This window comes from Bradyrhizobium sp. CCH5-F6 (assembly GCF_001556045.1).
Taxonomy (GTDB): domain Bacteria; phylum Pseudomonadota; class Alphaproteobacteria; order Rhizobiales; family Xanthobacteraceae; genus Bradyrhizobium.
The window spans coordinates 1-14,206 of sequence record NZ_LSIC01000202.1 but is presented as its reverse complement, the minus strand read 5'-3'; the positions used below and the strand labels follow the sequence as shown (position 1 = coordinate 14,206).

Here is a 14,206-nt window from a genome sequence, read left to right as displayed (position 1 = left end):
TCGAGCCCTGCGCTTGGGGATGAGAGAGGCCTTCAGCCATGAGCCAGCGTTTCGATGTGATCCTCAAGGGCGGCACGGTGGTCAACCAGGACGGCGAGGGTGTTCGGGATATCGGCATTGCCGGTGGCCGTATCGCCGAGCTCGGCCCGCTGCAAGGCAGTGCCGCGGAGGTGATCGACTGCAAGGGCCTGCACATCCTGCCCGGCGTGATGGACACCCAGGTGCATTTCCGCGAGCCCGGGCTGACGCACAAGGAAGACCTCGAGACCGGCTCGCGCAGCGCGGTGATGGGCGGTGTCACCGCGGTGTTCGAAATGCCGAACACGGCGCCGCTGACGGTGACGGAGGCCGAATTCACCGACAAGGTGAAGCGAGCCCGTCACCGCATGCATTGCGACTTCGCCTTCTTCATCGGCGGCACCCGCGAGAACGTGCAGGACCTGCCGGTGCTCGAGCGCGCACCCGGCTGCGCCGGCGTCAAGGTGTTCATCGGCTCCTCGACCGGGGCGCTGCTGGTGGAGGACGACGAAAGCCTGCGCCGCATCTTCCAGGTCATCGGCCGCCGCGCCGCTTTTCATGCCGAGGACGAATATCGCCTCAACGACCGCAAGTCGCAGCGTATCGAGGGCGATCCGCGCTCCCATCCGGTCTGGCGCGACGAGACCGCGGCGCTGATGGCGACGCAGCGGCTGGTCAAGCTCGCGCACGAGACCGGCAAGCGCATCCACGTGCTGCACATCTCGACCAAGGAGGAGATCGAGTTCCTGCGCGACCACAAGGATGTCGCCTCATGCGAAGCGACGCCGCACCATCTCACGCTGGTCGCGCCCGAATGCTACGAGCGGCTCGGCACGCTCGCCCAGATGAACCCGCCGGTGCGCGGCGCCGATCATCGCGCCGGCATCTGGCGCGGCATCGAGCAGGGCATCATCGACGTGCTCGGCTCCGACCACGCCCCGCATACGCTGGAGGAGAAGCAGAAGACCTATCCGGCCTCGCCCTCCGGCATGACCGGCGTGCAGACGCTGGTGCCGATCATGCTCGATCACGTCAACGCGGGTCGGCTCTCTCTGGCGCGCTTCGTCGACCTCACCAGCGCCGGCCCCGCGCGGCTCTACAACATGGCCTGCAAGGGCCGCATCGCCGCCGGCTATGACGCGGACTTCACCATCGTCGATCTGAAGCGCAGCGAGACCATCACCAACAAATGGGTCGCGTCCAAGGCTGGCTGGACTCCCTATGACGGCGTGCGCGTGACGGGCTGGCCCGTCGGCACTTTCATCCGTGGCCGCCGCGTGATGTGGCAGGGCGAGCTGGTGACGCCGTCGCAAGGCGAGCCGGTGCGGTTTCTGGAGACGCTGAAGCCGTAGGTTGATGTGTTGTGCGGACGCACAGCGCTTCTCCACCCGTCATTGCGAGCGCAGCGAAGCAATCCAGAATCCCTCCGCGGCGGTAGTCTGGATTGCTTCGCTGCGCTCGCAATGACGAGGTGAGAGAGCTACAATCCCTCGACAGGGAGAGCAGTCCGATGCCCCAAGCGACAACCCTCATCACCACCGAGCAACTCGCCGCCATACTCGGCGATCCCAACCTCCGCCTCTACGACTGCACGACCTACAATGAGCCTGTGCCACCCGGTAGCGACGCGCCTTATCGCGCGGTGCCAGGCGACAAGACCTTCGCCGCCGGCCACATCCCCGGCGCCGATTTCCTCGACCTGCAAGGCGAGTTCTCCGATGCCTCTGCGCAACAATTCTTCATGATGCCCGATACGGCCCAGTTGGAGGCCGCGTTCGGCCGCCACGGTGCCGACGCATCCAAGACCATCGTGCTCTACAGCATCGGCACGATGATGTGGGCAACGCGGTTCTGGTGGATGCTGCGCTCGCTCGGCGTCGAGGCGCGCGTGCTCGACGGCGGTTTCGACAAATGGAAGGCGGAGGGGCGGCCGGTCGAGACAGGCGCGCCGAAGGGCTATCCTGCGACCATCTTCAAGGCCGCGCAGCGCGCGGGCTTCTTCGTCGACAAGGAAGCTGTGCTGGCGCGGATCGGCGATCCTGCGACCGTCATCGTCAACGCGCTCGGGCCGCAGTTTCACCGCGGCCTCGAGCCGAGCCGCTACGGTCGGCCGGGCCGCGTTCCCGGCAGCGTCAACGTATCAGCGGCAACGCTCGTGAACGCCGACAAGACGCTGACGAATCTTGCGGATGCGGAAGCCAAATTCGCGGCCCAGGGCGTGACGCGCGACAAGAACGTGATCCTCTATTGCGGTGGCGGCATCTCGGCGACGATCGACCTGCTGCTGCTGACGCAGCTTGGCTTCGACAAGCTGACGCTCTACGACGCCTCGATGGGCGAATGGGCGAGGGATCCGGCGCTGCCGATCGAGACGGACTAAAGTGCGCATTCCCGACAGTGCCGGGAACATCTCCCGCTCGTCGCAAGACTAATGCTTGTCGGCGGGGAACGGCTTCCGTGCGATAAGAGCGACAGACTTCGCGACCTCTTCGCAGAGTCATTCATCCGTCGACTGGCCCCGCCCGCGTGGCGGGGTCATTTTCGACAGACTCACTGCCTGGAGATGCCGACCGAGAATTCGCCGTTGCGAATGCGGCCAGGAAAGCCCTCGACGAACTTCGCCACCGCGTCCTCGCCATAGGTGCCGACCAGCTCGGCCAATGCCGCAAACAGGCTCGCCTGCGCCAGGCAGTCGCCGTCGACGCCGTCATGGCGCGCCTCGGCCCAGGCCTCGTTGAGATAGCTCAGGGCTGCTTGTTTCTGCTCGTGATCGGGCAGCGGCGCGCGGGCGGGGGCGTAGGAAATCGGCTGGCTCATGAAACTCGGTCAGGGCTGGGGCGCGATCCACGGCGATGCGCTGTGCGAGAGGTGTAGCACGGTCGTTAACGACCGCTAGGCCACTTCTTTAAGAACGGTTAACGGCTGTGTACAAAGTCGACGGCAGGGCTCCCGTCGCGCCGCGCCCGCATCTGTCGCCGTCATTCCGGGGCGCGACGAAGTCGCGAGCTACGGTGCGCAATTGCGCACCTGAGAATCCATCTGGCCGCAGAGACTGCCGCACAATGGATTCCGGGCTCGCGCTACGCGCGCCCCGGAATGACAGGTGGAGAGAACCTAGTTCGCGTAGCGCGCCGTGAGATCGCGCGAGATCTTCGAGCCTTCCTCGATATGGCGGCGGATCGCCACCATCGCGGCCGGCGTGCAGCTGCGGTAGGTCTGCTGAAAGCCGTTATAGCCGCGGTTGAATCCGGCGATCATGCGGGTGCGGCGCTCCCCGGAGGGGGTTTCGGCATCGATCAGCGCCTGCATCTCGTTGCGCCATTTGTTGCCCTCGTTGGCCCCGCAGATGCCGCGCAGGTAGTGCAGCCCGCCGAGGATCTCCGCCAGCCGCTGCAAATCGCCGTCAAACGGCGCTGCCGCGTCCTGGGCCCGGGCGGGCGCGAAAGTGCAGGCGAGAATCAGGGCAAAAATCGCCAGAAATCGTGTGGACATCGGCGGGTGTATGCCCCGTCGAGGCTAGGGACGCAAGGCAGGGCGTCAATGTCCGATCAAGCGCGCCGCGGACTGGATGACCTCCTCCAGCCCCCCGGTCAGCTTGAGGTCGCCGAGGCTCGCCAGGGCATCGGGAGCGATCCAGCGGTAATCGTCGAGCTCGTCGTTCAGGGTCGGCTCCTTGGCCAGCCAGCGGGCGGCAAAGGACATGATCAGGTAGTGGCCGGCGCCGGCCGCGGCCGGCAGCACCTCGCGCCAGCCGGCAAGGCCGATGATCTCGATGCCGAGCCCGGTCTCCTCGTCCACCTCGCGCGCCAGGGCCTCGTGCAGCGATTCGCCGAATTCGACCCGGCCGCCCGGAAGCGAATAGAACCCCTTGGCGGGGGAGCGGGCGCGGCGGACCAGCAGCACCTTGCCGTCGCGGAAGATCGCCGCGCTGACCGCAAGCTGGGGATGGCTGGGCTGGGCGACCGCCATGGCGACTTCACCTCTCCCCGGCGGGGAGATGTCGATTTGCGCAGCCAAACGGGCGAGGGAGCAAGGTGCGATTCGGTCTCACGGGCCTAGTTCGCCATGATGGAGTCGACGTCGGCTTCCGCCCCGCCATTGATGATGCCGCCGCAGGCCGCGATCAGCGGCTTGACCCATGCCGTGGCCTGCTCGGCGAGGCGGACGCGGGTGGTGTCCTTCTCGACCTCGCGCATGGCCGAGCCGACCGCGGTGAGGATCGAGGTCATGGTGTCCGTGATGTGGTCGAACTGGGCGCGCACGGTGGGATCGGCCTTCTCGTAGGCCTCGATCGCCAGATCCCGCGCCTTGAAGTTCGATGCCGTGAAATGCTCGGCATAGGACAGCGGCGTCCAGGTCAGGAAGTCTTCGGCGCATTCCGGCATGTCCGGGACCATTTCCAGCAGCATCACGGCTTCATTGAAATGGTTGAGATAGTCGGTGGCAAGCCCGGTGCGCGGGTTGATGTTGGCGACGCGCAGCCGCTCGGCCCAGGCGGCGGCCTCGGGGCCCGACTGTACATGCGTCCGCGCGGGTTGGGAGGCCGTTGAGCTCATCGGCCGCAGTGTTAACGTTCGGGGTTAAAAGGACCTGAACGGACCCTATATAGACTCCCAGGCATGTGTGGACGCTTCGTCATAACTTCGGCCCCCGCGGCTTTGCGGCAACTGTTCGGCTATGTCGAGCAGCCGAATTTCCCGCCCCGGTACAATGTCGCCCCGACACAACCGATTCCGGTCGTGTTGATCGACAACGGCACGCGGCATTTCCGCCTGATGCGCTGGGGTCTTTTGCCGGGTTGGGTCAAGGATCCCCGCGGCTTCACGCTCCTGATCAACGCGCGTTCGGAGACGGTTCTGGAGAAGCCTGCCTTCAAGAGAGCGATACGCCGTCGCCGCGGCCTGATCCCGGCCGACGGTTACTACGAATGGAAGGCGGAGGACGGCCGCAAGCAGCCCTTCTTCATCCATCGCGCCGATGGCGAGCCCCTTGGTTTCGCTGCGGTGTTCGAGACATGGGTCGGGCCCAACGGAGAGGAGCTCGACACGGTCGCGATCGTCACCGCGGCGGCAGGCGAGGACCTCGCCGCGCTGCATGACCGCGTTCCCGTCACCATCAGCCCGCGCGATTTCGAGCGCTGGCTCGACTGCCGCGGCGACGAGATCGACGAGATCCTGCCGATGATGACCGCACCACGCATCGGCGAATTCGCCTGGCACCCCGTCTCCACCCGCGTCAACCGCGTTGCCAATGACGACGAGCAGCTCGTGCTGCCGATCAGCACGGAGGAAATGGAGGCGGAGGCGGTGAAGCCGAGGAAGGCGGTGCGGAAGGTGGCGGCGGCTTCGTCAGATGACGGGCAGGGGTCGTTGTTCTGAAGTCACGGCTTGGCCGTCAAACAATCTCCCGTGCCCTGAGCGTGGCGATCTCCGCGGCATCGAATCCCAGCTCGCCCAGCACCGCATCCGTATCCGCGCCAAGCTCCGGCGCCATGCGGTCCAGTTTGCCGCCGCCATGCGCGAGCTTGAATCCGCTGCCGGCAAATCGCAGCGGGCCGTAGGGAGTATCCAGCTCCTGGATCGCGCCGCGCGCCTTTACTTGCGGATGGTCGATGACCTCCTCGACCTTCCAGATGCTTGCGCAGGGCGCGCCGGCGTCTTCCAGAATCGTCTCCCATTCGCGCGCGGGCTTGGCGGCGAGCGCCTCCTCGATGATGGCGCGGAGCGCAGGTTCGTTCGCGTTGCGCGCGAACCAGTCGGCGAAGCGCGGGTCGGCGAGGGTGTCCTCGCGGCCGAGCGCGGCCATCAGCGCGCGGTACTGCTTCTCGTTGTTGACGGCGAGCAGGATGTGGCCGTCCCCGCATTTGAACAAATTCGCCGTGGTCCTGCGGCTGACCGCCTGGTTGCCCGAGAGTGTTTGGCGATGGCCGGCGACCGACCAGTCCGCGATCTGCCCGGAGAGAAATGCCAGCGTCGCCTCCAGCATGGAGACGTCGATGAGCTGGCCCTTGCCGGTACGGTCGCGCTGATACAGCGCGCTCGACACGCCGAATGCGGCCGTCGCCCCCGAGAGCACGTCGCACACCGCAAAGCCGGCGCGCGTCGGTCCCGTTTCGGGGTGGCCCGTGATCGCCATGATGCCCGACAGCGCCTGCATCTTGCCGTCATAGCCCGGCCGCAGGCGGTCCGGACCGGTCTGGCCGAAGCCGGACACCGCGCAATAGATCAGCCTGGGATTGATCGCGGAGAGCGCCTCATAGCCGATGCCGAGCTTGTCCATCACGCCGGGGCGGAAGTTCTCCATGACCACGTCGACCTGCGCGGCGAGCTTCCTCACGATCGCGACCGCCTCCGGCTTCTGCAAATCGAGCGTCAAGCTGCGCTTGTTGCCGTTGACGGCCTGGAACGCCGGTGCCAGTCCGCGCTCGGCCCATTCCCGGGAAAGCGGCGTGCGGCGCATATCCTCGCCCTCGCGCCGCTCGACCTTGATGACGTCGGCGCCCAAAAGCGCGAGCTGGTAGCTCGCATACGGGCCGGCCAGCACTTGCGTGAAGTCCAGGATCTTCACGCCCTCGAACGGTCGCGTCACGTCGCTCTCCCCTCTTTGTTATCGTTGTCGGAGGACGTCAGGCGGCGCGGTTGCCGCGCGCGATCTCCTTCTGCTTGTCGAACTCGGCGCGGCGCCGCGCCAGCTCTTCGGGGCTCAGCTGCGCGACGTTGTTGTAGTCGAGCTTCCAGGAGGCATCCTCGCTCCAGCGCAGCGGCGACTGCATCGTGGTCTGCGGACCGCTTGCCGTCTCCAGCAGCCGCAGCGCCAGATCCAGCGTCTGGGCTTGCGAGGCGATGTCGTGCGGTCTGCCGGCGGAATTGCCGAGCGGGAAGTCGCTGAACAAAAAGCGCGGCACGGCGGCGTGCTCGACGATGTCCTTGGCGCAGCCCATGATCACGGTCGGAATCCCGTTGCGCTCCAGATGCCGCGCCACCAGCGCCGTGGTCTGGTGGCAGACCGGGCAGTTCGGCACCAGCACGGCGACGTCGACCGCATCGGTGCGGCAGCGCGCCAGGATCTCCGGCGCGTCGGTGTCGAGCGTGACGCGATGGCTGCGGTTGGTCGGCGCGCCGAAGAAGCGCGGAGCGACCTCGCCGATGCGCCCCGCGGCGCTGGCCTTCAAGAGCTGCGGCAGCGGAAACCAGGTGCCGCTGTCGGTGGCGCTGGTGTGCTTGCGGTCGTAGCCGATGTGCGAGATGCGGAGGTCGTGCTCTTTCGACGTGTCGCCGTCATAGACCTCGTAGAACTTCGCGCTGCCATTATACGCCGCACCCGGCCCCTGATCGCCCTTGGCCGGATCGTATGGCGCGGCCGTCGTGATGATGGTGACGCGCGACTGCGACAGCGGCTTCTTCAGCGTCTGGAACGGCGCCTCGGTGTAATGCGCCCAGCGATACGGCGTGGTGTAGCCGATCGCCGCGTAATAGTCGCGAGTCCGCTGCATGTAGGGGACGGGGGAGTCATGGTCGGGCGCAAAGCCGAATTCGTCGTCGCGCGGAGCGGACATGGGCGCGTCTCCTGGTTCTTGGTTGGGGCCAGACTAGAGATAGTTTCGGAGTTGCTCAACGGGGGGCGGGGCGACGCAGGACAGAATTGCAAATCAAGCTGGGGCCAGTGCTGCGCTTTTCCTCTCCCACAAGGGGAGAAGGGTCTGCACCGCACGCGCGGACAGGTTCACCTACCTGAACAGATGCAGCGCCGCGTATTGCAGCAGCATGATCGCCTTGGCGTCGATGATGCGGCCGTCGGCGATCATCGCCAGCGCCTCGTCGATCGACAGCTCCAGCACCTCGATGTCCTCGCCCTCGTGTTCGAGGCCACCGCCGTCGCTGACGCGCATCTCGGGCTCGTACTCGGCGACGAAGAAATGCAGCTTCTCGGTGATCGCACCGGGGCTCATGAAGGCCTCGAACACCTTGTGCACGTCGTGCAGGCGATAGCCGGTTTCCTCCTCGGCCTCGGCGCGGATGCGCGTCTCGGGCTCGGCGTTGTCCAGTACGCCGGCGGCTGCCTCGATCAGGAGATCGTCGTAGCCGCGAATGAACGCCGGCAGGCGGAACTGGCGCACCAGGATCACGGTGCGTCGGGCGCGATTGTAGGGCAGCACGGCGGCGGCATTGTCGCGCTCATAGGTCTCGCGGTGCTGCGTCTGCCACTCGCCATTGGCGCGCCGGTATTCGAGGGTCGTGTTCTTCAGCGGCGTCCAGTTGTTCGAGAGCAGGCGAACGTCCTTGATGCGGACGCGATCCGAAATGGTCATGAGGTCTCTCTCTTCTTCACCTCTCCCCGCTTGCGGGGAGAGGTCGGATTGCGCAGCAAGCCGGGTGAGGGGGTACCGGTCCGTCGACGATCTCACGTGCGGAGCGAGGCCCCTCACCCCAACCCTCTCCCCGTAAGAACGGGGCGAGGGGGCGCAGTTGCGTTCGCAGCCGCATCTCGATCTCAATTGCCTGGCATGGTGGTGCGGCCGTCGAGCCACTTCTGGAACATCACGGAGGTGGATAGCTCGAAGCCCAGCGAGTCATAGAAGGCATTGGCCTGCACGTTCTCGCGGCGGACCAGGAGCTGCAGTTTTGGAATTCCGGCCGCGCGCAGCCAGTCCTCCGCGGCCGCCATGATGACGCGGCCGTGGCCGCGCTTCCGGCAGTCGGGATCGACTGCGACGTAATAGACCCAGCCGCGATGGCCGTCATGGCCGACCATGATCGTGGCGACGATCGCGCCGTTGTCGCGGCCGACCAGCACCGTGGAATTGTCGCGCCGCCGCGCCAGGGCAATGTCGGCATGCGGATCGTTCCAGGGCCGCGTCAGGCCGCAGCGCTGCCAGAGCGCGACCACCGGCTCGATGTCGGCATCCTTGATGGCGTCGATCGCAAGGCCGCTCACAGCACCTTCCCCGGGTTCATGATGCCGTGCGGATCGAGCATCGCCTTGATGGAGCGCATCAGCTCGATCGCGGTCTTGTCCTTCACCTCCGGCAGTTCGTCGCGCTTGAGCACACCGATGCCATGCTCGGCCGAGATCGAGCCGCCCATGCGCAGCACGATCTCGAACACCACCGCGTTCATCTCGTGCCAGCGCGCCAGGAAATCCGCGGTATTGGCGCCAACGGGTTGGCTGACATTGTAGTGCAGATTGCCGTCGCCGAGATGGCCGAACGGCACCGGCCGCGCGCCGGGGATCAGCTTCACCACGGCGGCATCGGCCTCGGCGATGAAGGCGGGCACGGCGGCGACGGGCACGGAGATGTCGTGCTTGATCGAGCCGCCCTCCGGCTTCTGCGCCGCGGACATCTCGTCGCGCAGCTTCCAGAAGCCGGCGCGCTGGGTGAGGTTGGCCGCGATCACGGCGTCATCGACGATCTCCTCCTCCATGGCGCGGGCGAGGATCGTCTCCAGCGGCGTGCGGGCATCCTCGCCGGGCGAGGACAACTCCATCAGCACGTACCAGGGATGCTTCGCCTCAAGCGGATCGCGCACGTCGATGCCGTGCCGCACCGAGAAGTCCACCGCCATCTCCGACAGCAGCTCGAAGCTCGTCAGCGCATTGGCGGCTTCGCCCTGCGCGATCGTCAGCAGCTGGAGCGCCGCTGCCGGCGATTTCAGCCCGACGAAGGCGGTCTCGACCGCCCGCGGCTTCGGGAACAGTTTCAGCGTCGCGGCGGTGATGATGCCGAGCGTGCCTTCCGCGCCGATGAAGAGGTTGTGCAGATTGTAGCCGGTGTTGTCCTTCTTCAGCTTCGACAGCGTGTTCAGCACGCGCCCGTCGGCCAGCACCACCTCGAGCCCCAGCGCCATCTCGCGCGCGACGCCATAGGCGAGCGCGGCGGTGCCGCCGGCATTGGTCGAGAGGTTGCCGCCGATGGTGCAGCTTCCCTCGGCGCCCAGTGACAGCGGAAACAGGCGGTCCACCTCGGCCGCCTTCGCTTGCGCGATCTGCAGCACCACGCCGGCCTCGCAGGTCATGGTGTTGGACGCGGTGTCGACCTCGCGGATCTTGTCGAGCCGGCGCAGCGACACCACCACCTCGCCATTGTGCGGCGTCTGACCGCCGACCAGCCCGGTGTTGCCGCCCTGCGGCACCAGCGCGATGTTGTGCGCGGAGGCGAGCTTGCAGATCTCCGAGACTTCCGCGGTCGAGCCCGGGCGCAGCACGAGTGGCGAGCGGCCGTGGAACAGGTTGCGCTCCTCGGTGACGTAAGGCTCGATGTCGGCGGCATCGGTGATCGCGTGGCGATCGCCGACGATCTTGCGGAATTGGTCGACCAGCTCGGAAGCAAGCGGAGGGGGCGCGGATTGATTGACGTTCATGCTCGTGTCTCTTCTCAAGCTTCTTATCGAGCGACCGCAGCCCGGCGCAGCCGGTCATTGATCGCTTCGCCCAGGCCTTGTTCGGGCACCGTCATCACCGCGATCGCCCGCGGGCTCTCCGCATCGAGGGCGCGAAGATGGCCGAACAGATTGGCGGCAGCTTCATCGAGATCGCCGGTGGGGGACAAATTCATGACGGCGGCGGCGGCGTCAAGGCCGGGCAGGCGGGCCGGGCCGAACGCGAGCAGCGCTTCGCCCGGTGCGACGTCACGCGCATCGAGCCGCACATTGGCGCGCGGCGCGTAATGCGAGGCCAGCATCCCCGGGGCCAGAGGCTGGCTTTCGTCGCTTTCGGCCTCCACGGGCGGCCGCGCCAAGGCCATGCCGAGCACCGCCTCGATCCGCTCGCGTGACAGCCCGCCGGGACGGAGCAGCATCGGTGCGTCGAGGCAGCCGACGATCGTCGATTCCACGCCGACCGTAACAGGTCCACCGTCGACGATCAGATCGATCCGCCCGGCAAGGTCGCTCTCGACATGGGCGGCGAGCGTCGGCGAGACGTGGCCGGAAACGTTGGCGGACGGCGCCACCACGGCGCCGCCGAAAGCGCGCAAAATCGCCTGCGCGACCGGGTGGGCGGGGACGCGAATCGCCACGGTATCGAGGCCGGCGGTAGCGAGATCCGTCACCGGGCAGCCCTCCGTCTTCGGCACCACCAGCGTCAGCGGCCCCGGCCAGAACGCCTCCGCGAGCTTCGACGCGCGCGCGTCGAACCGCCCGATCCGCCGTGCGGCCGCGATATCAGCGACATGCGCGATTAGCGGATTGAACGCCGGCCGCCCCTTGGCGGCATAGAGATGGGCGATTGCGGTGGCATTGGCGGCGTCCGCCCCAAGCCCGTAGACGGTCTCGGTCGGGAACGCGACCAGCCCGCCCGCGGCCAGGGTCCGGGCGGCGGCTTCCGCGCCGGCCTCGCCGGCCGGCAAAATCAGCGTTTCAACACCCGTTCTCACAGGGATAAAATTCCTCGGCTCGGCCGCTTGCAGTGCGTCAAACCCGACGCTATAAGCCGCCTTCTTGTCGGAGTGTGGCTCAGCCCGGTAGAGCACTGCGTTCGGGACGCAGGGGTCGCAGGTTCGAATCCTGCCACTCCGACCATTAAAATCAATGAGTTAGCTGCCATTCTGTTTGGCGCTATCTCTACCCCCCGAAGAATCCCCCGTACAATAGCCTTGGCGTTGTAACGCAGGGGGCGCGGGTACCGGATCTTCTTCACATTTATCCCTTAACTGCTTGCAACGGTAGATGCGGGTTTTCCCGTTACCGTGCCAGGATTGCCCCCACTTCTTTCAATAGAAGCGGAGAGAGGCCGAGCGCCTCGAGAGGGCGGGTACGAAGCCACGTTAACGCGCCCTTTTCGTCCAGATCCTTTCGGACCGAAAGAGTGTTTAGCCTCATAGCGGCTACGCGAGATAAGCCGAGCGAAATGAAGCTAATCATCGTCTTGTCCGAGGCTCCGATCTCCAAATAGACGGGAATGGACGGTATGCTGGATACCAGTTCAGGGAAGTCGGCCTTCTCAAGTGTGTGCACCAGCAACGAGGTGTAGCAGCCAAATAGTCTAACAGCCTGGAACCGTATCTCAGTCTCAATGAGTTCCAATGTCTTCCGAATGTTGGTACGGGCGCTCGTGCGCCGATTTCTCTCAATTTGATTTTCGACGATCAACGGTAGGGGTTTGCCTTCCATCCACCACACTGCCATGAGTGCATGAAAGCGATGGAGATTTCTTGAAGTATCGATACCCCTGATGATCCGATGGCATCGTTCCAAAATCTTGGCGTAGGAATCGAAGGCTCCCGACTCGCGAGGATGCTTGGGGATCAGGCCGCGCGCAGCCTCTTTACCCTGGCTCGCGATTCCGAAAAGTTCATCAAACATCTTCTGTTGTTTGTGCGCAGAGATGCTGGGAGCATTTCTTAGAATGCGGGTAGGTAGCGAAACCGACAGGTCGGCTGCATCGAGTGCTTCTTGCAGCTCTTTGGCTCTAGGTGCATCGCTAGAAATGCCAATACGCTGAAGGGTTGTAGTCAGCCGTCCCTCTTTGTGGTCGGAAAAGAGTCGCACGAAGGTCGACTCAAGGTTCGTTCTATCTGACCGCGCTTCGACATCGTCGCGAATGACGCTCACCAATTGTCCGCTCAGATCCTTCACGTTGGTCTCAATGGCAGGCAATATCAGCGTTTCTTTGGAGCTTTCGAGCGGCTTCTTCTTCCATTTATCGTATTCGATAAGGAATATGTTGCCTTGAAATTCGCGCCTTAGTCGACCCGCCCGTCCAGCAAGATTCCAGAAGTCGGTCGAATCTAACGCATTTGTTTTTCCCTTCGTGGGATACGACATAAAGATGTTTTTCGCTGGCAGGTTGACGCCTTGCAGTAGAGTGCTCGTACAAACCAGATAGTCGACCTCCCCCGTCGATACCGCTACCTCGATAGCTCGCCGCAAATGCGTTGGGATGTTGGAGTAATGGAACGCCACACCAACCTTCGCGCATTCGACCAGAGCGTAGTTCTGATGGACGGCCTCGCCGGCGAGCTCAGACAGCGCTATGCGCGCCGGCGTTTGTTTCCTCTCTGAAAATAGATCGGCGAGCTGAAGGGCTATATCCTCCGCGTCCGCCGCGCCATTGGCGTAGACGATGTTAGAGTGCCCCTTGCCTAGGGTAGCTGCAAAATGAACCAACTGTTCGATGCGGTTGGCGGTCGTTTGTCCAAGGTTGAAATTGGAAACGAAGCTAGGCTGTCGCGAGCCGTCGCCGACCGTTGAAATGTGAACTCGTCCATCGATTGCCGAGTCGATACTCGCCAAAAGAAAGTTCTGTGCGACCGTCGGCTCAGTCGATGAAAACGGCACCACGTCCTTTAAACCGAACAATTTTCCGAAAACGTCTAGGTTCTTTACGTTCGGGCTCGCAAAAAGAATTTGAGCGGTTTCATTCCTTTCAAGTAGGTCATCAATAACCCATTGGAGGAGAATACCGCGCGAGGTGTCAGCAATTGAGTGCGCTTCATCCACGACGATGAGTTCCGCTGCAAAGCTCGGATGATTTATCATCAAAATTTGCGCGCGCTCCTGAGTCATCACGTAGATCGCGCGTTCAGGCAAAGCTGTTCCGCTATCGATCGGGATGGTCAAGATCTCGGGCTGTTCGTGCCCTGACGCCTTAAACGACTCGCTGAGATCCTCAGAGACTTGAGTAATTAAGGCTCGGGTCGGTACGAGGTAGATAATTGACTGCGGCGCCTCTGAAGCGAATAGGGAAGCTAGATAACCTTCCAATACAAACGACTTTCCCGCTGAGGTCGGCGCGGCCAGCGCAACGCGATCTTTGCGCTGCAAGCTTCCCCACAGCTGGTACTGAAAGTCCGTCAGGTGTACGGTGGAGCCGTTGACGTTAACTTCTCGAGCCGAGGCTGAAGCAACTTCTTCAATCGCCAGCGCGGTAGGTAGTCTAACGAGAGCGCCGTCGACATCTGGTCGCGTCCCGAACGCTGGGAAATTGCCCAGTCTAGCGAGTACCACACGTAGCCCTTGATCGAGAGGCAATTCGCTGCTGCCGCAAAGCTCGTACAGAGAGGTCGCAACTCGGTATGCTGCGCGACGGTGCTCAAGCTTGTTCGAGCAAGCCAAAATAGCTGCAGCGCGGATTAATCTCGACGCTTTTGGGTGAGTGCCATCGAAGGTTTTGGCCCCAAGGTCGACCTGGAGCCACTGACCTGAGCCCCGGTATTTCCTCCAAAAATGGGTAGAGTCCATAACCCGGATTG

Annotated in this window: 14 protein-coding genes and 1 tRNA gene; 4 read left to right on the top strand and 11 right to left on the bottom strand. The window is 64.2% G+C overall.

Annotated elements, in window-relative coordinates:
- Positions 1-38 precede the first annotated feature (38 nt).
- Both AX729_RS36030 and AX729_RS36025 read left to right on the top strand, forming a co-directional pair.
- Positions 39-1,370: a dihydroorotase gene (locus AX729_RS36030; RefSeq protein WP_061029404.1), complete on the top strand. Its 1,332-nt coding sequence runs from the start codon at positions 39-41 to the stop codon at positions 1,368-1,370.
- Positions 1,371-1,528: 158 nt separating this feature from the next.
- Positions 1,529-2,398, top strand: coding sequence for a sulfurtransferase (locus AX729_RS36025; protein WP_061029402.1), 870 nt, complete (start codon positions 1,529-1,531; stop codon positions 2,396-2,398).
- Positions 2,399-2,568: 170 nt separating this feature from the next.
- Here the strand turns inward: AX729_RS36025 and AX729_RS36020 are convergent, their stop codons facing one another.
- The 4 genes from AX729_RS36020 to AX729_RS36005 form a co-directional block, all read right to left on the bottom strand.
- Positions 2,569-2,835 (bottom strand): hypothetical protein, encoded by a 267-nt coding sequence (locus AX729_RS36020; RefSeq protein WP_025034564.1) that lies wholly within the window; start codon positions 2,833-2,835, stop codon positions 2,569-2,571.
- Positions 2,836-3,132: 297 nt separating this feature from the next.
- Positions 3,133-3,510, bottom strand: a complete 378-nt coding sequence (locus tag AX729_RS36015; protein ID WP_061029400.1) for a TIGR02301 family protein — start codon at positions 3,508-3,510, stop codon at positions 3,133-3,135.
- 45 nt (positions 3,511-3,555) lie between these two features.
- Positions 3,556-3,987 (bottom strand): NUDIX hydrolase, encoded by a 432-nt coding sequence (locus AX729_RS36010; protein ID WP_061029398.1) that lies wholly within the window; start codon positions 3,985-3,987, stop codon positions 3,556-3,558.
- A gap of 86 nt (positions 3,988-4,073) precedes the next feature.
- On the bottom strand, positions 4,074-4,574 hold the full coding sequence (locus AX729_RS36005; RefSeq protein WP_061029396.1) for a hypothetical protein: 501 nt from the start codon (positions 4,572-4,574) through the stop codon (positions 4,074-4,076).
- Between the two features lie 63 nt (positions 4,575-4,637).
- Here AX729_RS36005 and AX729_RS36000 point away from each other — a divergent pair, with 63 nt between their 5' ends.
- Entirely contained in the window at positions 4,638-5,396 is a 759-nt protein-coding gene (locus AX729_RS36000; protein WP_061029394.1) for an SOS response-associated peptidase, read from the top strand.
- Between the two features lie 16 nt (positions 5,397-5,412).
- Here the strand turns inward: AX729_RS36000 and AX729_RS35995 are convergent, their stop codons facing one another.
- The 6 genes from AX729_RS35995 to AX729_RS35970 all read right to left on the bottom strand — a co-directional run bounded on the left by AX729_RS35995 (position 5,413) and on the right by AX729_RS35970 (position 11,362).
- Complete coding sequence (locus AX729_RS35995) at positions 5,413-6,606, bottom strand: CaiB/BaiF CoA transferase family protein (protein WP_061029392.1); 1,194 nt, start codon at positions 6,604-6,606, stop codon at positions 5,413-5,415.
- Positions 6,607-6,643: 37 nt separating this feature from the next.
- The gene (locus AX729_RS35990; RefSeq protein ID WP_061029390.1) at positions 6,644-7,573 is read right to left on the bottom strand and encodes a hypothetical protein; all 930 of its coding nucleotides are present in this window, start codon (positions 7,571-7,573) and stop codon (positions 6,644-6,646) included.
- A 171-nt stretch (positions 7,574-7,744) separates the two neighbouring features.
- Positions 7,745-8,326 (bottom strand): NUDIX hydrolase, encoded by a 582-nt coding sequence (locus AX729_RS35985; RefSeq protein WP_061029387.1) that lies wholly within the window; start codon positions 8,324-8,326, stop codon positions 7,745-7,747.
- Between the two features lie 182 nt (positions 8,327-8,508).
- On the bottom strand, positions 8,509-8,952 hold the full coding sequence (locus tag AX729_RS35980; protein WP_061029385.1) for a GNAT family acetyltransferase: 444 nt from the start codon (positions 8,950-8,952) through the stop codon (positions 8,509-8,511).
- Positions 8,949-10,376, bottom strand: a complete 1,428-nt coding sequence (locus AX729_RS35975; protein ID WP_061029383.1) for an FAD-binding oxidoreductase — start codon at positions 10,374-10,376, stop codon at positions 8,949-8,951. The genes AX729_RS35980 and AX729_RS35975 overlap by 4 nt, the downstream gene beginning before the upstream one ends.
- A gap of 23 nt (positions 10,377-10,399) precedes the next feature.
- Positions 10,400-11,362, bottom strand: a complete 963-nt coding sequence (locus AX729_RS35970; RefSeq protein WP_197433754.1) for an L-threonylcarbamoyladenylate synthase — start codon at positions 11,360-11,362, stop codon at positions 10,400-10,402.
- 95 nt (positions 11,363-11,457) lie between these two features.
- On the opposite strand from AX729_RS35970, the gene AX729_RS35965 reads away from it, so the two are divergent.
- Positions 11,458-11,534 (top strand) — tRNA-Pro (locus tag AX729_RS35965).
- 162 nt (positions 11,535-11,696) lie between these two features.
- On the opposite strand, the gene AX729_RS35960 is transcribed toward AX729_RS35965, so the two are convergent.
- Positions 11,697-14,206, bottom strand: a 2,510-nt coding sequence (locus tag AX729_RS35960) for a DEAD/DEAH box helicase (RefSeq protein ID WP_061029379.1), incomplete at its 5' end; no start/stop codon positions are given.